Below are 17,607 nucleotides of genomic sequence, written 5' to 3'. Positions count from 1 at the left end.
GTTGATCCGGGCCAGCATCACTCCGCAAGGCCGCGAAATCTAGTCGAAAAACGGCCCCAAGGGGTAAATTACCGCCATCAGGTCATCCCGGCTCTGCCGGGGTCTCGATATCCTGTGTCGGCAGGATCACCGTAAAGGTGGATCCTTTTCCCAGCTCGCTGGCCACGCGCAGCCGTCCGCGATGGCGGTTCACGATATGCTTGACGATGGCGAGTCCCAGCCCGGTTCCGCCGATTTCACGGGACCGATGGGTATCGACCCGGTAGAATCGTTCGGTCAGGCGGGCGATGTGGTGCACCGGGATCCCCTCGCCCTCATCCGTGACAGACAGGCGCACCCCGTGTTGGCGCAGGCTGGTTTCCGGGGCTGGTTCCGACAAGGCGACCGTGATGGTGCTGTCGCGCCGGCCGTATTTCACGGCGTTCTCGACAAGGTTGGTGACAACCTGCGCCAGTTGACTGGCATCGCCCGCGACGCGGATGCTACCGGCGGGCGGCGTCCATGCGATCTGCATGCCCCGGTCTTCGGCCATCGGGCGCAACGCATCCAGCGTGCCATCGATCACCTGCGGCAGGTCCACCAACGCGCGGGGCCGGTTGCGTTCCTGGTCCTCCACCCGGCTCAGCGACAGCAGGTCCTCGACCAGGCGGTGCATGCGACCGGCCTCTTTTTCCATGATATCCAGAAACCGGTCGCGCGCGGCCGGGTCGTCGCGCGCCGGGCCGCGCAGCGTTTCGATGAACCCCAGAACAGCGGTCAGCGGCGTGCGCAATTCGTGGCTGACATTCGCGATGAAGTCGCGGCGCATCTGGCCCGCTTCCTCGACCGCAGTGATATCCTGAAAGGTCAGCACGACGGCGCGTCCGGCGGGCAGCACCGCCCCGACCAGCGTGACATCCCAAGTGGTGTCCCGTGCCCCGTCACTGCCAAGGAACCGCGCCTTTCGGTGGCCGCCATCGCGCAAGCTGGCCTCCACCGCATCCAGAACGCCCGGTTGCCGCAGGGCCGTGATATAATGCCAGCCCGTGCAATCGGTGCCTATCAGGCTCTGGGCATGGTGGTTGATCCGGCGCACGCGTTCATCTGCCCCGATCACCACTGCGGGCACGGGCAAGGCATCGACCAGGACCAGTTCGCTATCATCGGACATGATCACCTGCTGACCGATCTGCGTCCCGAGATCAAGATGTGGCGCGGATCTGAAAGAAACATCCTCAGGTTGAATTTTCGCAGATTTCCAGACAGGCTGGGCGCGAAACCTGTTTCCGGGAGCCTCGTTTGACATCCAATCCCCCCGCGCCGGTGGCGACCTTAAATGCAGACACAGTGATCGTGCTGGTTGTCGGGCACGTGACGGAGATACGACAAACCGATGAAAACCCGCCTGCGGGGGCGCGGTTCATTACAGCCGACCAGATCGCTGAAACGCTGGCTCGGGGTGCGATGCCAGCCATCGTTCTGTCGCCGCTTTCCGGTCCGGGGTTCGATGCGATCACCATCGCCCAAACGCTGAATGACGCCGGGTTCCGGGGGGTTTTTTACGCCTCCACACGCCCCCTGCCCGACCCGGGCCTCGTAACCCGCGAAGTGCAGCGCGTCGCGCCCGACCTCGTGTTCGACCTATTATTGCCGCAGGATCTGGCCTGGTTCATGCGCTCCGTGCGGCGCTGATCGCGTCCTCGAATTCGCGGATCAGCAACTCCGGGTCTTCCAGCCCGACGGAAACACGGAAAAACCCTTCGCTGATGCCGATCTCGGCGCGGGCGGCCTCGGTCAGCGCCCGGTGCGAGGACGAAGCCGGATGGCTGAGCGTCGTGCCCACATCGCCCAATGTCGGTGCAAAGGCGATATCCGGTGCGGCGCGGGTCAACGCGTTGGCGGCGGCACGCCCGCCCTCTACCTCGAATGACAGCATGTTGCCGGGCCGATCCCCCAGCACGGATTGCACCCGGTTGTGATCGGGATGATCGGGCCGGCTGGGATGCAGCACTCGGGTCACGCCGGGCATCTTGGCCAACGCCTCGGCCAGCCGGGTTGCCGTCACCTCGGCGCGGTCATAGCGCAGCTCGAACGAGTGCAGACCTCGTTCAGCCAGCCAGCAATCGAAGGGGCTGGGCGTGAAGCCCCAGGTGACATTGGCGACATAGATTTTCTCGTTCAGCGCCGGGTCGCGGGCCACCGCATAGCCCAAGGTTGCATCGGAATGGCCCGCCAGCAGCTTGGTCACCGAATGCACAACGATATCGGCGCCGTGGTCGAAGGGCCGATAGCCACGCGGCGTGGTGAAGGTGTTGTCCACCACCAGCAGGATGCCACGGTCGCGCGCCAGTTTCGCGATCCCGTCCATGTCGGCGATGCGGATCGTCGGGTTCGAGACGACCTCGACCAGGATCATCTTCGTTTCGGGGCGCAGCGCGGCCTCGATCCGGCGTGCATCCGTGGGGTCCGCAAGGGTGGTCTCGATCCCGAGGCGGGGCAGATCCTCGGTCATCAGCCGCAGCGAGCGGCCATAGAGCTGATCGCCGCCCACAACGTGATCGCCGGCCTTCAGCAGCCCAAGAAAGACGTTGCCGATGGCGCCCATCCCCGAGCCCGAGATGATCCCGCCCGAGGCCCCTTCCAATCGGTCGATCTTCTGGGCCAGAACCGTCGCGTTCGGATGCCCCTCGCGGGCATAGGTGTAGCCCGACCCTTCGTCATATTGCCGGTCCAGCCCGTCAGGATCGGGCGAGGCATAGACGACAGAGGGTTGCAGCGGCGTGACCACGGGGCGCGAGCTGCTCTTGGGCCAAGGGGTGCGACGCACGATGGACTCGGACATGCTCAAACCTCCTTCAAACCGGCGCGGAAGCGCGCGGCGTTATCCTGGTAATGCAGCGCCGACGCCGTCAGCGCCTTGATGGCGGCCTCGTCCAGCTGGCGGACCACCTTGCCCGGCGCGCCCATCACCAATGATCCGTCTGGGATCTCCTTGCCCTCGGTCACAAGCGCCCCGGCCCCGATCAGGCAATTCCTGCCGATCTTGGCGCCGTTCAAGACGGTCGCGCCCATCCCCACCAGGGAATTGTCGCCAATGGTGCAGCCATGCAGCATGACCTTGTGGCCGATGGTGCAGTTCCTCCCGATGGTCAGGGGAAAGCCCATATCGGTGTGAAAGACGCAGTTTTCCTGCACATTGCTCCCCTCGCCCACGAGGATCGGCTCATTGTCGCCGCGAATGGTGGTGCCGAACCAGACCGACACGCGCGGCCCGAGGGCCACCTGACCGATCAGGTGACAGCCGGGCGCGACCCAGGCGGTGGCGTCGATCTCGGGGGCGTGCCCGTCCAGCTCATAAAGGCTCATGACATCTCCTCGAATTCGCGGTGCAGGGCGCGGACGTGGTCGACCAGGTCGGGCTGCTGTTCGCGCCGCAGCCGTTCGGCGCTGACGATGGTTTTCAGCCGCGCGTCGGTGGCGTCGAGATCGTCATTTATCAGGACATAATCATAGGCGTCCCAGTGGGAAATCTCGTCCCAGCTTTTCTGCATGCGCTTGGCGATGGTCTCGGCGCTGTCCTGGCCGCGGGCCTGGAGCCGCTCGTGCAGTTCCTTGATCGAGGGCGGCAGCAGGAAGATCGACAGGACATTGTCCTTGAGCGCGGAATTCCGGATTTGCTGTGCCCCCTGCCAGTCGATGTCGAACAGCACGTCGCAGCCCTCTTCGATGGCGTCCCGCACGGGCGGCAGGGGCGATCCGTAATGGTTGCCGAAGACATGGGCGTGTTCCAGCATCTCGCCATCGGCGACCATGCGCTTGAACTCGGCCTCGCTGCGGAAATGGTATTCGCGGCCGTCCGTCTCGCCCGGACGCGGGTCGCGTGTGGTGGCCGAGATCGAGAACCGGATACTGCTGTCCCAGTCCCTGAGCCGGTTGGACAGGGTCGATTTGCCGGCGCCCGAGGGCGAGGACAGGATGATCAATAGGCCACGTCGGGACATGTGTTACTCCACGTTCTGGGTCTGCTCGCGCATCTGGTCGATCACCGCCTTGAGGTCCAGCCCGATCCGGGTCAGCGCCTTGTCCTGTGCCTTGGAACACAGGGTGTTGGCTTCGCGGTTGAACTCCTGCGCCAGGAAATCCAGCTTGCGGCCCACCGCGCCCCCCTGCCCGAGCAAGTCGCGCGCGGCGCCGATATGCGCGCGCAGGCGGTCCAGCTCTTCGGTCACGTCGTTCTTTACGGCGATCAGCGCCAGTTCCTGGGCCAGCCGGTCCTCTTCCACAGGGGCGCCCTCTGCGGTGATCCGGTCCAGCGCACGGCGCAGGGCAGCGCGCGTCTGATCGCCCCGGTCGGGAAGCCGTGCCTCGGCCTCCGCCACGAGCGTGTCGATGGCAGCGATCTGGTCATTCATGAGGCCGGCCAGGGCCGCGCCTTCGCTATCGCGCATGGCAAGGAAGTCGGCCAGCAGCGAGTCCAGATCGGCCAGCAGCAACCTTGGCAGCTCCGGGTCGGCCGCCGTTTCGGGTTGGCCTTGTGCAAGCACTCCCCGCTGGGTCAGGACATCCGCCGCCGTGGGTTGGGCCAGGGTCACGCCCATCTCGACCGCCCGGCTCTGGATCTCATCGAGCGCGCGCAGCACACGGGCCAGGTGATCAGGGTCCAGCGTCAGTTCGGTTTCACTGGCCTCTCGGGTCATCTTCAGGCCGAGCGTCACGTTGCCCCGCGTCAGGGCCGCGCCCAGTTTCTTGCGCGCCTCGCTTTCCAGTCCCTCGATACCGTCGGGCAGACGCAGCCGCAGGTCCAGCCCACGCCCGTTCACGCTGCGCAGGTCCCAGACCCAACTGACGGGGCCGTGATGGCCGGAACGGCTGGCGAAAGCGGTCATGGAACGGATCACGCGGGCGGCCTCGGGCACTTGTTTCGGGTTGGTCGCACCTAACGGCAAAGCCGTCCGCAGGGCAAGCCCGGCCATCCCCATCGGGACGGAGCCGTTAACCGGTTAAAAGATTCCTAAGTGAAAATTTGACCCAAACGTGGGATAAAATGCACAGGCATTCATGAGGGAGCGCAGCAATGAAACGGGCCAGCGACAGCACCGACAGCGATTTTACCGTTACCAACCCGACCGCGCTGGTGGATCTGCAGGCCTATTGGCACAGTCTCGCGCCGGATGGCCGGATCCCGCGCCGGTCCGATCTCGACCCGGCCTGCCTGGGCGAGCTGATCGAGGATGCCATGATCGTGGAGCGCGTCGCGCCGGGGGTGGCCCGGATGCGCGTCGCCGGTCAGCGCATTGCCGCCCTTGTCGGGGCGGAGCCGCGGGGTATGCCGCTTTCGGTCCTGTTCGAGGCGGCCGATCGCGGCCGGTTGGCCACACAGGTCGAGATCGCATTCAAGATGCCGTCGATCGTCGAATTGCCGCTGGAGGGTGTCCGTGGTCTCGGCCGTCCGGCTCTGTCGGCTCGCCTGCTCCTTCTGCCCATGCGGGATGAATTCGACAGGGTGTCCCGCTGCCTTGGTGCGATGGTGGCCGATGGCCGTGTGGGCCGGGCCCCGCGCCAATTCAAGCTGTGCGCCGAGGACCGGATCCGTCACGAGCCGCTGCACCTGGACCCACCGGAAACAGCGCGGGCACCTTTCGCGAAGGGCCGTCCGGCCCTTCGCCTTGTGGTCGATAACGCCTGATCCTCAGCCGGCCGCCGCGTCACTGACAGACTGGCGCCGGACCGAAAGCTCTTCGGCCACCAGGAAGGCCAGTTCAAGCGATTGCGACGCGTTGAGCCGTGGATCGCAGGCCGTGTGATAGCGATCCGACAGGTCCTCTTCGGTCACGGCGCGAACACCGCCGGTGCACTCGGTGACATCGTCGCCGGTCATCTCGAAATGCACGCCGCCGGGGATCGACCCTTCGGCATTGTGGATCGCGAAGAACTCCTTCACCTCGCGCAGCACGCTGTCGAAGGGACGGGTCTTGTAGCCGGTCGAGGACTTGATCGTGTTGCCGTGCATCGGATCGCAGGACCAGACGACATTGGCACCTTCTTCCTGAACCGCCTTGATCAGGCGCGGCAGGTGTTCCCCGACCGATCCCGCCCCGAAGCGTGCGATCAGGGTCAGGCGGCCGGCCTCGTTCTCGGGGTTCAGCTTGGCCATCAGCGCCTTGAGGTGGCCGGTGGTCATGGTCGGGCCGCATTTCAGGCCGATCGGGTTCTGCACCCCGCGCAGGAATTCCACATGCGCACCGTCGGGCTGACGGGTGCGGTCGCCGATCCAAAGGAAATGGCCCGAGCCGGCCAGCCATTGGCCCGAGGTGCTGTCGAGCCGCGTCAACGCCTCTTCGTATTCCAGAAGCAGGGCCTCGTGGCTGGTGTAGAAGTCTACCGTGGCCAGCTCATGATTGGTGTCGCCGTTCAGCCCGGCCGCATTCATGAAGTCCAGCGCATCGCCGATGCGGTTGGCCAGGTCGCGGTATTTCTGGGCCTCGTCCCGGTCGGTGAACCCCAACGTCCACTGGTGCACCCGGTGCACGTCGGCAAAGCCGCCCGTGGAAAAGGCGCGCAGCAGGTTCAGCGTGCCGGCGGCCTGGGTGTAGGCGCGCAGCATCTTGGCCGGGTCGGGAATGCGGGCGGCCTCGGTGAAGTCCAGTTCGTTGATGATGTCGCCGCGATAGCTGGGCAGTTCCGTGCCATCCACCGTTTCGGTCGGGGCCGAGCGCGGCTTGGCGAATTGCCCGGCCATGCGTCCCACCTTCACGGTGGGCACCTTGGCGCCATAGGTCAGCACCATGGCCATCTGCAGCATCACCTTGAACGTGTCGCGGATATGGTCGGCGTTGAAATCGGCAAAGCTCTCGGCGCAGTCGCCGCCTTGCAGCAGAAAGGCCTCGCCGCGCGACACGGCGGCCAGTTCCGATTTCAGGCGACGGGCTTCCCCGGCAAAGACAAGCGGCGGATAGGAGGACAAACGGCCTTCGACCTCGGCCAAGGCCGCGTCGTCGGTATAGTCCGGCATCTGAACCCGCGGCTTGTTGCGCCAGTCAGACTTTGTCCATTCCGTCATCTCTTTTGCTCCGGATAAGGGCCCGCGCCATTGCGGGCGGTTAGCGTTACCGGGCGCTTATAGCGATCCCGGCGCGTCGGGCCAATGGCCTTTTTCCCCTCGTTTTGCGCCCGATATACGGCGCTTGCCTCTTGAATCGGGCGAGTAAAGGTGGTCATGTCTCCCGTCAGTTCAAGCAGGGACCGCGGATGGAACGCAGACAGACGATCGACGTGAAGACCGAACAGACCGCGCCGCGGCGGTTCGTCTTCCTTCTGCTGGAGAATTTCACCCTTCTGTCCTTTGCCGCGGCAGTGGATTGTTTGCGCATCGCCAACCTGATGTCGGGCAAGGAGCTTTACACCTGGCGCTTGGCCGGGGATGGCGGCGACGTTGCGACGGCCTCTGGCGGGATCAGTTTCAAACTGGACATGGATCTCGAAGAGTTGCGTCGCGACGATTACCTTCTGGTTTGCGGCGGCAAGGACGTGCAGGAGGCGACAACCAAGCGCGTGGTCAGCTGGCTGCGCCGCGAGGCCCGGCGCGGCATCGTCGTCGGCGGGTTGTGCACGGCGGCCTATACGTTGGCGCGGGCCGGCCTGCTGGATGACAAGCGCGCGACGATCCACTGGGAAAACCAGGACAGTTTCACCGAGGAATTCCCCGACGTCGACCTGACGAAATCCGTTTTCATCAAGGACGGCAACCGCTGGACCACCGCCGGGGGCACCTCCTCCATCGACCTGATGCTGCAGGTGATCGCCGACCAGTATGGCGAGGAACTGGCCAGTTCCGTGGCCGACCAGCAGATCTATTCCTCGATCCGCACGGATCAGGACACGCAGCGCCTGTCGATCCCCACTCGCATCGGTGTGCGGCATCCCAAGCTCAGCCGGGTCATCCAGACGATGGAACAGAATATCGAGGAACCGATCAGCCCCTCGCTGCTGGCCAAGGAGGTGGGCATGTCCACCCGCCAATTGGAACGACTGTTCCGGCGCTACCTGAACCGCAGCCCGAAACGCTATTACATGGAGCTGCGCCTGCAGAAGGCCCGCAACCTGCTGATGCAGACCGACATGAGCGTGATCAACGTGGCACTGGCCTGCGGGTTCGCCTCGCCCTCGCATTTCTCGAAATGCTACCGGTCGCATTACAACACGACCCCCTATCGCGAACGCGGGGCGCAGGCGGCGCGGCTGTCGATCTAGGGCGGATTGCCCTTCGGTATGGCTTTCCTTTTCGCGAATCGCTGCCTAGAGTTCAGGCCGGAAGGATAAGGTTCCAATTGGGAGAAGAACTATGAAAAATACGTGGCTTGCAGCCGCTGCTGGCGTCGTTGTGATCGCTGGTGTTGGCTATTACCTCACGCAGACCTCGTCGCAAGTTGAAGACGTTGCCGACGCAGAAGCCCCTGCCGAAGCGGATATCAAGATGGGTGTGATCCTCGGGTTCACCGGACCGATCGAATCCCTGACGCCGCAGATGGCCGACGCGGCCGAACTGGCCTGGACCGAGATCAACGAGGCTGGCGGCGTTCTCGATGGTTTGACCATCGGACCGGTGCGTGCCGACAGCACTTGTATCGACAATGGCGCGGCCACCGCTGCCGCCGAACGCCTGATCACCGGCGACGGTGTCGTGGCGATCATGGGCGCCGACTGTTCCGGCGTGACCGGCGCGGTTCTGGCCAATGTCGCGGTGCCCAATGGTGTGCCGATGATCTCGCCTTCGGCCACCTCGCCGGGCCTGACCACCGCCGAAGATAACGGCCTGTTCTTCCGCACCGCGCCGTCGGATGCGCGCCAGGGCGAAGTGCTGGCCGGGATCCTGGCCGACAAGGGCATCACCGAGGTTGCCGTGACCTATGCCAACAATGACTACGGCAAGGGCCTTTCCGACAGCTTCATCTCCAGCTTCGAGGCCAATGGCGGGTCGGTGACGATCAATGCCGCTCATGAAGTCGGCAAGGGCGACTATTCGGCCGAAGTGGCGTCCATGGGCGCCGCCGGTGGCGAGGTGCTGGCCGTGCTCGGCTATGCCGACCAGGGCGGTCCCGGCATCATCCGCGCCGCGCTCGACAGCGGCGCCTTCGACACCTTCATGATGGGTGACGGCATGTTCGCCGACAGCCTTGTCGAGGCCCTTGGCGCCGACATGGAAGGCTCTTTCGGGGCCGTGCCTTGGGCCGAAGGTGACGGTGCCGATGCCTTCGCCGCGATCACCGAGGCCGCCGGCGTGAACGGCGACAGCTCCTTCACCCGTGAAAGCTATGACGCCGCCGCGCTGCTGGCGCTCGCCATCCAGGCCGGTGGCTCTGCCGACAGTGCCTCGATCGCCGAGAACGTTCTGGCCGTGGCCAACGCCCCGGGCGAACCGATCCTGCCCGGCGAATTGGGCCGCGCGCTGGAAATCCTCGCCGAAGGGGGCGACATCGACTATGTCGGCGCCACCAATGTCGAGCTGATCGGACCGGGCGAAGCCGCCGGCACCTATCGGGAATACACGATCACCGATGGCGATTACGAAACCGTTCAGTTCCGCTGAGGCGTGAGCTGAGCGCATGCGGGCGGCGCGGGGCATTCCCTCGCGCCGCCCGGCCTATACGAAGACGGGCACCTCGGCCCGCGGATGGGGGACAGACGGGATGATCAGGGTCGACAACGTCGTCAAGACCTTTGGCGGCTTTCATGCGGTGGACGGCGCCTCGCTTGAGATCGCACAAGGATCCATCACCGGCCTGATTGGCCCGAATGGCGCCGGAAAAACTACGCTTTTCAATGTGATCGCGGGCGTTCTTCAACCGACCTCCGGCAAGGTGACCATGATGGGCGAGGATATAACCGGCCTGCCGCCCCATGATCTGTTCCACAAGGGACTGCTGCGCACCTTCCAGATCGCCCATGAATTCGGCTCCATGACCTGCCGAGAGAACCTGATGATGGTGCCCTCGGGCCAATCCGGTGAAACCCTGTGGAACACCTGGTTTGGTCGCAAGCGCATCGCCGACGAGGAACGCGCCCTGAAGGCCAAGGCCGACGAGGTGCTTGAATTTCTGACCATCGAACATCTGGCCGATCATCCCGCCGGGGCCGTGTCGGGCGGACAGAAAAAGCTGCTGGAACTGGGCCGCACCATGATGGTGGATGCCAAGATCGTTTTCCTTGATGAGGTCGGCGCGGGCGTGAACCGCACCCTGCTCTATACCATCTCGGACACGATCAAGCGCCTGAACGAGGAACGCGGCTATACTTTCGTCGTCATTGAACACGACATGGATTTCATCGAACGGCTGTGCGATCCGGTGATCTGCATGGCCGAGGGCAAGGTGCTGGCAGAGGGCACGCTGGCCGAGATCAAGGCCAATGAACAGGTGATCGAGGCCTATCTGGGCACCGGCCTAAAGAACAAGGACAAGGTGGGCGCATGAGCGGCAATCCCTACCAGGAGGATCGGGGCAACAAGGACGCCTCGATCACCCGCCCCGGCATGGGCGGCGAGATCGAGCATCGTGACAGCGGACCGGCCAGGGCCGCCTCGGCGGATAGCTTCCTGGTCGGCGAGGCCATGACCGGCGGCTATGGCAAGGGCCCCGACATCCTGCATGACTGCACCATCGCCGTGGATCGCGGCGAGATTGCCGTGATCGTCGGCCCCAACGGCGCGGGTAAATCCACCGCCATGAAAGCGGTGTTCGGCATGCTCAACATGCGGTCGGGCCGGGTTCTTCTGGATGGCGAGGACATCACTGCCCTGTCGCCCCAGGACCGGGTGAAAAAGGGCATGGGCTTCGTGCCGCAGGTGCGCAACATCTTCCCGTCCATGACGGTCGAGGAGAACCTCGAAATGGGCGCCTTCATCCGCGAGGACGACATCCGCACCACGATGGAACAGGTCTATGATCTGTTCCCGATCCTGCGCGATAAACGCGACCAGGCCGCTGGAGAACTATCAGGCGGTCAGCGCCAGCAGGTCGCCGTGGGCCGGGCGCTGATGACCCAGCCCAAGGTGCTGATGCTGGACGAACCGACCGCCGGGGTCAGCCCCATCGTCATGGACGAACTGTTCGACCGCATCATCGAGGTCGCCCGCACCGGCATCCCGATCCTGATGGTCGAACAGAATGCCCGCCAGGCGCTGGAGATCGCCGATCACGGCTATGTCCTCGTGCAGGGCCGCAACGCGCACACGGGCACCGGCAAGGAATTGCTGGCCGATCCCGAAGTGCGCCAAAGTTTCCTGGGGGGCTGACGCATGGACCTTCTCAACGCCATCGTGGCGCTTCTCAACTTCGTCATCGTCCCGGCCACCGCCTATGGCGCGCAATTGGCGCTCGGGGCGCTCGGGGTGACCCTGATCTACGGCATCCTGCGGTTTTCGAACTTCGCCCATGGCGACACGATGGCCTTCGGCACCACGATCACCATCCTTTTCACCTGGTGGTTCCAGTCGTTGGGGGTCAGCCTCGGCCCGCTGCCCACCGCCCTGCTCGCCCTGCCCTTCGGGATCGCCGGCGCGGCCCTGCTGATGCTGGGCACCGACCGGGTGGTCTACCGGTTCTACCGGGCACAGAAGGCCGTGCCGGTGATCCTCGTCATCGTCTCGATGGGGGTGATGTTCGTCTATAACGGGCTGGTCCGCTTCATCATCGGCGTAGATGAACAGCGCTTTGACGATGGTGACCGGTTCATCATCTCTGCGCGGGATTTCAAGGAAATGACCGGTCTCGACGAAGGCCTCGCGCTGAAATCGACCCAGGCCATCACCCTGGTCGTCGCTGCCATCGCCGTGGCGCTGCTGTTCTGGTTCCTCAACAAGACCCGCACCGGCAAGTCCATGCGCGCCTTTTCCGATAACGAGGACCTGGCGCTGCTGTCGGGAATCAACCCCGAACGCGTTGTGGTCGTCACATGGCTGATCGTGGCCGCGCTGGCGACCGTGGCGGGCACGCTTTACGGCCTCGACAAGGGCTTCAAGCCCTTCGTCTATTTCCAGCTGCTGCTGCCGATCTTCGCCGCCGCTATCGTGGGCGGCCTCGGCAGCCCTCTGGGCGCCATCGCCGGCGGTTTCGTGATCGCCTATTCCGAGGTGATGATCACCTATGCCTGGAAGAAGGTGGCGGGCTACCTTCTGCCCGAAAGCCTCGAGCCGGACGGGCTGGCCCAGCTTCTGTCCACCGATTACAAATTCGCCGTCAGCTTCGCGATCCTTGTCGTGGTGCTGCTGTTCAAGCCGACCGGCCTGTTCAAAGGACAATCCGTATGACCCAGTCGATGCGTGCCCCGCTGCTCTTCGCCTTCGTCGCGGCCCTGTTCCTGCTGGAAGGCCTGACCGATGCCTGGATCTTTTCCGGCTCCTGGAACACCTCTCTGAGCATTCTCAACATGGCGCTGGTCTCGGCCGTCATGGCCCTGGGCGTGAACCTGCAATGGGGCTTTGCCGGGCTGTTCAATGTCGGCGTGATGGGCTTTGTCGCACTCGGCGGGCTGGCCACAGTCCTCATCGCCATGCCGCCCTCGCCCGGGGCCTGGGCGGCGGGCGGCTATCAGATCCTGCTGGGGCTGGTGCTGGGGGCCGCGACCATCGTGGCGGCGATCCTTGCCTATACCCGGCTGCCCAAGGGACGCCGGCGCACGGCTGTCATGCTGGCGGTGCTGGTCGGCGGCTTTTTCCTTTACCGTTGGGTTTTCGATGCCGGGGTCAACGCCGTCGAATCCATCAACCCCGCCGTCACCGGCAATCTGGGCGGCCTCAATCCCTGTGGCGATTATCGCGCCTGTGGCTGGATGACGATCATCTCCTGGCCCGTGGGTGGGCTGTTGGCCGCCGGGGCGGCCTGGATCATCGGCAAGACCGCGCTGGGGCTGCGCTCGGATTACTTGGCCATCGCGACGCTGGGAATCGCCGAGATCGTTATCGCCGTGCTGAAGAACGAGGACTGGCTGAGCCGGGGCGTCAAGAACGTGATCGGTCTGCCCCGCCCCGTGCCCTACGAGGTCGACCTGCAGAACGATCCGGGTTTCGTCGAGCGCGCCGCCAGCCTGGGGCTCGAGCCGACGCTGGCCTCGACGCTCTACGTGAAATTCGGCTACGCGCTTCTCTTCACCATCGTGCTGGTCCTGATCCTGTGGCTGGCGCAAAAGGCACTGGCCAGCCCCTGGGGCCGCATGATGCGCGCCATTCGTGACAACGAAGTCGCCGCCGAGGCCATGGGCAAGGATGTCAAGGCGCGCCACCTGCAGATCTTCATCCTCGGGTCCGCGGTTTGCGGCCTCGCCGGGGCCATGATGACGACGCTCGATGGCCAGCTGACCCCTGGCACCTACCAGCCCCTGCGGTTCACCTTCCTGGTCTGGGTGATGATGATCGTGGGCGGGTCCGGCAACAATTACGGCGCCGTGCTCGGCGGGTTCCTGGTCTGGTGGCTCTGGGTCCAGGTCGAACCGCTGGGCGCGTGGCTGGCCGATCTGATCACCACCGGCATGGCCGAGGACAACGCTTTTCGCATCCGCATCATGGATGCCGTGGCCCATATGCGCCTCTTCACCATGGGCGTCGTGATGCTGCTCATGCTGCGCTTTGCGCCGCGCGGCCTGCTTCCGGAACGCTGATCCGGCTTTCTTTGGACCGGAAATATCCCGGGGGGAGTCGGCCCCGGGGCCGACGGGGGGCAGAGCCCCCCGCCCGGTCGGACGGGCAAGGCCCGTTCGACGCCCCTACCCGTCCAGCGCGCGCAAGCGTTTGATCAGGCTCGATGTATCCCAGCGCCCGCCGCCCATCTTCTGGACGTCCTTGTAGAACTGGTCGATCAGCGCGGTAACCGGCAGGCTGGCGCCGGTTTCATTGGCGGTCTGCAGGCAGATCCCGAGGTCCTTGCGCATCCAGTTGACGGCAAAGCCATGCTCGAATTCATCGTCCAGCATGGTCTCGTAGCGGTTCACCATCTGCCAGCTGCCGGCGGCGCCGCCACCGATCACCTCGACCACGGCGCGGCCGTCCAGCCCGGCCTTCTCGGCGAAATGCAGCCCCTCGGACAGGCCCTGGACCAGCCCGGCGATGCAGATCTGGTTGACCATCTTCGTCATCTGGCCCGCGCCGCTTTCGCCCAGGCGCCGACACAGCTTGGCATAGGTGTCGATGATCGGCTCGGCCCGGCCATAGGCCTCCGTGTCACCGCCGCACATGACAACCAGCTGGGCGTTCTCGGCCCCGGCCTGCCCGCCCGAAATGGGTGCATCGACAAAGGACAGGCCCGCCGCGCCGGCGGCGGCATAAAGCTCGGCGGTGACTTGCGCCGACACCGTGGTGTGATCGACCAGGACGGCGCCCTCCTGCATCCCGGCGAAGGCCCCGGCCTCGCCCAGGCAGACCTCGCGCAGGTCGTCGTCATTGCCCACGCAGGACATGACGAAGGCCGCCCCCGCAGCGGCCTCGGCCGGGGTGGGGGCCATCCTGCCGCCATGTTCGGCGACCCAGGCCTCGGCCTTGGCCGTCGTGCGGTTGTAGACGCAGACCTCGTGCCCGGCCGCCGCAAGGTGCCCGGCCATCGGGTATCCCATCACGCCCAGTCCCAGAAACGCCACCTTCGCCATGTTTGTCCTCCGCTTGCATCATGATTGTGCTTGGGGGATAGGTATCCAACCACGCACCGCAGCACCAGCACCGAACGGGAGAATTCATGGCGCTATTGTTTCGCTGGCTGATCCGGATTGCCTCGGCATTGATCCTGCTGGCGGTGGCGGCGTTCGTCCTTGCCTGGTATTTCGCCGCGCGCTCGCTGCCTGATTACGACGCGACACTCGAGGTCGCGGGTCTGACGGCGCCGGTCGAGATCGTGCGCGACAATGCCAACGTGCCGCATATCTTCGGCCAGAGCGACGCGGACGTGTTCTATGCCCTGGGGCTTGCCCATGCCCAGGACCGGCTGTGGCAGATGACCATGCTGCGCCGCACGGCTCAGGGCAAGCTCTCCGAGCTTTACGGGCGCCGCACGGTGGAAATCGACACGGTGCTGCGCCGCTTCGACATCTATACTGCAGCGCGCAATTCGGTCGGCGCGATGGATACCGACACGCAGGCCGCGCTGGACGCCTATGCGGCGGGCGTCAATGCCTGGATCGCCGAAGTGAACGCGGGCGCGCGCGGGCGTGGCGCGCCGGAAATGTGGCTCTTCAACCATGCGCTGGCCCCCTGGCAGCCCGCCGACAGCGTGGCCATCGTCAAGCTCATGGCGGTGCAGCTCTCGGGCCATCTGGAAGAGGAAGTGCTGCGCGCGCGGACCTCGCTGGCGCTTGAGGACCAGGCGCGGCTGGCCGATATCCTGCCCGACCACCCGGGCGCGGGCCTTGCCGCCCTGCCCGATTTCGCCTCGCTTGTGCCGGACCTGCCGAAGGTGACGCCCGGCACGCAAATGGCCAGCGAAATTACCCGGGACCCGCTCTGGCCGCTGCCGCCGCGCGGGCTGGCCGGGGCCTCGAACGCCTGGGCGGCGGGGATCAGCCGCTCGGCCACCGGCTCGACCCTGCTGGCCAATGACCCGCATCTGGGCCTGTCGGCGCCAGGGCTTTTCTACCTTGCCCGGCTGGAGCTGCAATCGGGGGGCGTGATCGGCGGCACCATCCCCGGTGTGCCGCTGGTGCTGACGGGCCGCAACGCGCATCTCGGTTGGGGCATCACCTCGTCCTACCTCGACGACCAGGACCTCTTCATCGAAGAGGTGAACCCCGCCGATGCCTCGCAATACCGCACGCCCGACGGCTGGGCCAATTTCGTCACCCGTGACAGCATCATCCGCATCAAGGACGCGCCGTCGGTGACGATCCGGCTGCAATGGACACAGAACGGCCCGGTCCTGACCCCCGACCAGTTCGACCTGCAAGAGATCCGCCCGCCGGGCCATGTCTTTGCTCTGGGCTGGACCGCCCTTTCGCACGAGGACACGACCATACAGGCGGGGATGGCCCTGATGCGCGCCCGCACCGTCGAGGACGGGATCGCCGCGGGCGAGGATTTCGTCGCCCCTGCCCAGGTGCTGACCCTGGCGGACCGCAATACCATCGGCATGAAGCTGATCGGCCATGTGCCCGACCGCGATCCGGACCACGTGACAAAGGGGCGAATGCCGCATTTCGGCTATATCGCCGAGAACCGCTGGCGGGGGCACCGGCCCTATGACGACAACCCGGGATGGGTGGCGCCCGCTGGCGGGATCGTCGGCAACACCAACAACAAGATCGTCGAGGCCCCCTTCCCCGCCCATGTCAGCCACACATGGGGGGACAGCCAGCGGATCAACCGCTGGCGCGGATTGATGCAGGACCGACGGGTGCACACCCGCGAAAGCTTTATCGAGGCGCAGCTGGATACCGTCTCCTTCACGGCACGATCCCTCTTGCCGCTGATCGGGGCCGATCTGTGGTTTACCGGTGAGGCCGCCGCCGAGGGCACGCCCCAGCGCCTGCGCCAGGAGGCGCTGACCTTGCTGTCCGAATGGAACGGCGAGATGAACGAGCACCTGCCCGAACCGCTCATCTATGCCGCCTGGCTCCGTGCGCTGCAAGACAGGCTGATCCGCGACGACCTTGGCCCGCTGGCCCGTGAATACGCCCATGTGGAGCCGCTCTTCATCGAACGTGTTTTCCGCGATGTGGACGGGGCCGCCGCCTGGTGCGACATCCGCCAATCAGCACCCACTGAAACCTGCACCGACATCGCCCGTCTGTCCCTGGACGACGCGCTGGTCTGGATCACAGAGACCTATGGCGACAACCTGGAATCCCTGCGCTGGGGCGATGCACACGAGGCGACCCATGACCATCCGGTGCTGGGCGAGGCGCCCGTCTTGAACTGGTTCGTCAATATCCGCCAATCGACCAGCGGCGGCGACAACACGTTGATGCGCGGCCGCACGGCGGGCAGCGGGCCGCGCCCCTTCGAGAATGTTCACGCCGCCGTCTATCGCGGGGTCTATGATTTCGCCGACCCGGACAGCTCGGTCTTCATTACCTCGACGGGGCAATCGGGACACCCCCTGTCGCGCTATTATGACGATCTGGGCGAGCTTTGGCGGCGCGGCGAATACATCCCCATGTCCCTCGACCCGGCCCTGGCCCGAGGCGGCGCCGTGGGGATTACGCAGTTGCGGCCCGAAAGCGACTAGGCCCCGATGCGCGGCCAGCACCAATGCCTGGTTGCACGGTCAGCTCTGCGGGAAAGGTGGACCTTCGATGAAAGGAGCAGAAGTGTTGGTTACAGCGCCAGACTACCGTTCGAACGGATTCTCAAAGAGATTGACTGATGATGAAAACCGCGCACCGGGGGTGAGCATGTATCGCCAATACCCAACAGCTGTCTGATAGACTCACAAATCCAGTGCCAACGTCAGTATTCGGGACCGACCAGTGAAACTTCTATACTGGTTAGAGGTCACTTTGTTAAGCTAGTGAGATCAAGACAATCACTATTAGGGTCAGGACTCATAGCCAGTAGATGACGAGTGCTGCGAGGGCGATGGCTGACAGGAAGACCTTCGGGCACCTGTCGTAGCGGGTTGCCACACGCCGCCAATCCTTCAACCTACCAAACATGAT

Annotated in this window: 16 protein-coding genes and 1 pseudogene; 9 read left to right on the top strand and 8 right to left on the bottom strand. The window is 64.9% G+C overall.

Annotated elements, in window-relative coordinates; all coding sequences use genetic code 11:
- Positions 1-82 precede the first annotated feature (82 nt).
- Entirely contained in the window at positions 83-1,150 is a 1,068-nt protein-coding gene (locus tag DFK10_RS15465; RefSeq protein WP_109389948.1) for a sensor histidine kinase, read from the bottom strand.
- 128 nt (positions 1,151-1,278) lie between these two features.
- Here DFK10_RS15465 and DFK10_RS15460 point away from each other — a divergent pair, with 128 nt between their 5' ends.
- On the top strand, positions 1,279-1,671 hold the full coding sequence (locus DFK10_RS15460; RefSeq protein ID WP_146193284.1) for a hypothetical protein: 393 nt from the start codon (positions 1,279-1,281) through the stop codon (positions 1,669-1,671).
- On the opposite strand, the gene DFK10_RS15455 is transcribed toward DFK10_RS15460, so the two are convergent.
- Genes DFK10_RS15455 through DFK10_RS15440 form a run of 4 tightly spaced genes read right to left on the bottom strand, consistent with a single transcriptional unit; the run spans position 1,649 to position 4,952 of the window.
- Positions 1,649-2,821 carry a trans-sulfuration enzyme family protein gene (locus tag DFK10_RS15455; RefSeq protein WP_109389933.1) on the bottom strand — a complete coding sequence of 391 codons (1,173 nt, stop codon included), beginning with the start codon at positions 2,819-2,821 and terminating at the stop codon, positions 1,649-1,651. The two genes, DFK10_RS15460 and DFK10_RS15455, sit on opposite strands and share 23 nt — an antisense overlap.
- Positions 2,822-2,823: 2 nt before the next feature.
- A complete protein-coding gene (locus DFK10_RS15450; RefSeq protein ID WP_109389932.1) occupies positions 2,824-3,345 on the bottom strand; it encodes a gamma carbonic anhydrase family protein in 522 nt (173 codons plus the stop codon).
- Positions 3,342-3,980, bottom strand: a complete 639-nt coding sequence (gmk, locus tag DFK10_RS15445) for a guanylate kinase (RefSeq protein ID WP_109389931.1) — start codon at positions 3,978-3,980, stop codon at positions 3,342-3,344. Before gmk ends, DFK10_RS15450 begins: the two co-directional genes overlap by 4 nt.
- 3 nt (positions 3,981-3,983) lie before the next feature.
- Positions 3,984-4,952 (bottom strand): YicC/YloC family endoribonuclease, encoded by a 969-nt coding sequence (locus DFK10_RS15440; protein ID WP_328589385.1) that lies wholly within the window; start codon positions 4,950-4,952, stop codon positions 3,984-3,986.
- A 101-nt stretch (positions 4,953-5,053) separates the two neighbouring features.
- Between DFK10_RS15440 and DFK10_RS15435 the strand changes: the two genes are divergently transcribed.
- Positions 5,054-5,665 carry a PAS domain-containing protein gene (locus DFK10_RS15435; RefSeq protein WP_109389930.1) on the top strand — a complete coding sequence of 204 codons (612 nt, stop codon included), beginning with the start codon at positions 5,054-5,056 and terminating at the stop codon, positions 5,663-5,665.
- Between the two features lie 3 nt (positions 5,666-5,668).
- Here the strand turns inward: DFK10_RS15435 and DFK10_RS15430 are convergent, their stop codons facing one another.
- Positions 5,669-7,039: a class II 3-deoxy-7-phosphoheptulonate synthase gene (locus DFK10_RS15430; protein WP_109389929.1), complete on the bottom strand. Its 1,371-nt coding sequence runs from the start codon at positions 7,037-7,039 to the stop codon at positions 5,669-5,671.
- Positions 7,040-7,227: 188 nt separating this feature from the next.
- On the opposite strand from DFK10_RS15430, the gene DFK10_RS15425 reads away from it, so the two are divergent.
- The 6 genes from DFK10_RS15425 (at position 7,228) to DFK10_RS15400 (ending at position 13,629) form a co-directional block, all read left to right on the top strand.
- A complete protein-coding gene (locus DFK10_RS15425) occupies positions 7,228-8,229 on the top strand; it encodes a GlxA family transcriptional regulator (RefSeq protein WP_109389928.1) in 1,002 nt (333 codons plus the stop codon).
- A 91-nt stretch (positions 8,230-8,320) separates the two neighbouring features.
- Complete coding sequence (locus tag DFK10_RS15420) at positions 8,321-9,565, top strand: ABC transporter substrate-binding protein (RefSeq protein WP_109389927.1); 1,245 nt, start codon at positions 8,321-8,323, stop codon at positions 9,563-9,565.
- A gap of 100 nt (positions 9,566-9,665) precedes the next feature.
- Positions 9,666-10,448 (top strand): ABC transporter ATP-binding protein, encoded by a 783-nt coding sequence (locus DFK10_RS15415; protein ID WP_109389946.1) that lies wholly within the window; start codon positions 9,666-9,668, stop codon positions 10,446-10,448.
- Positions 10,445-11,269, top strand: coding sequence for an ABC transporter ATP-binding protein (locus tag DFK10_RS15410; RefSeq protein WP_109389926.1), 825 nt, complete (start codon positions 10,445-10,447; stop codon positions 11,267-11,269). Before DFK10_RS15415 ends, DFK10_RS15410 begins: the two co-directional genes overlap by 4 nt.
- Positions 11,270-11,272: 3 nt before the next feature.
- A complete protein-coding gene (locus DFK10_RS15405) occupies positions 11,273-12,283 on the top strand; it encodes a branched-chain amino acid ABC transporter permease (protein ID WP_109389925.1) in 1,011 nt (336 codons plus the stop codon).
- Positions 12,280-13,629: a branched-chain amino acid ABC transporter permease gene (locus DFK10_RS15400; protein WP_109389924.1), complete on the top strand. Its 1,350-nt coding sequence runs from the start codon at positions 12,280-12,282 to the stop codon at positions 13,627-13,629. The genes DFK10_RS15405 and DFK10_RS15400 overlap by 4 nt, the downstream gene beginning before the upstream one ends.
- 105 nt (positions 13,630-13,734) lie before the next feature.
- On the opposite strand, the gene DFK10_RS15395 is transcribed toward DFK10_RS15400, so the two are convergent.
- Positions 13,735-14,610 carry an NAD(P)-dependent oxidoreductase gene (locus DFK10_RS15395; RefSeq protein WP_109389923.1) on the bottom strand — a complete coding sequence of 292 codons (876 nt, stop codon included), beginning with the start codon at positions 14,608-14,610 and terminating at the stop codon, positions 13,735-13,737.
- A gap of 86 nt (positions 14,611-14,696) precedes the next feature.
- On the opposite strand from DFK10_RS15395, the gene DFK10_RS15390 reads away from it, so the two are divergent.
- On the top strand, positions 14,697-17,177 hold the full coding sequence (locus DFK10_RS15390; RefSeq protein ID WP_109389922.1) for a penicillin acylase family protein: 2,481 nt from the start codon (positions 14,697-14,699) through the stop codon (positions 17,175-17,177).
- Positions 17,178-17,493: 316 nt separating this feature from the next.
- Here DFK10_RS15390 and DFK10_RS15385 read toward each other — a convergent pair.
- Positions 17,494-17,607: pseudogene (locus DFK10_RS15385) on the bottom strand (IS5/IS1182 family transposase); the annotation flags it as partial.

The organism is Salibaculum griseiflavum (genome assembly GCF_003129565.1).
Taxonomy (GTDB): Bacteria; Pseudomonadota; Alphaproteobacteria; order Rhodobacterales; family Rhodobacteraceae; genus Salibaculum; species Salibaculum griseiflavum.
This window is presented reverse-complemented; position numbering and strand designations above follow the sequence as displayed.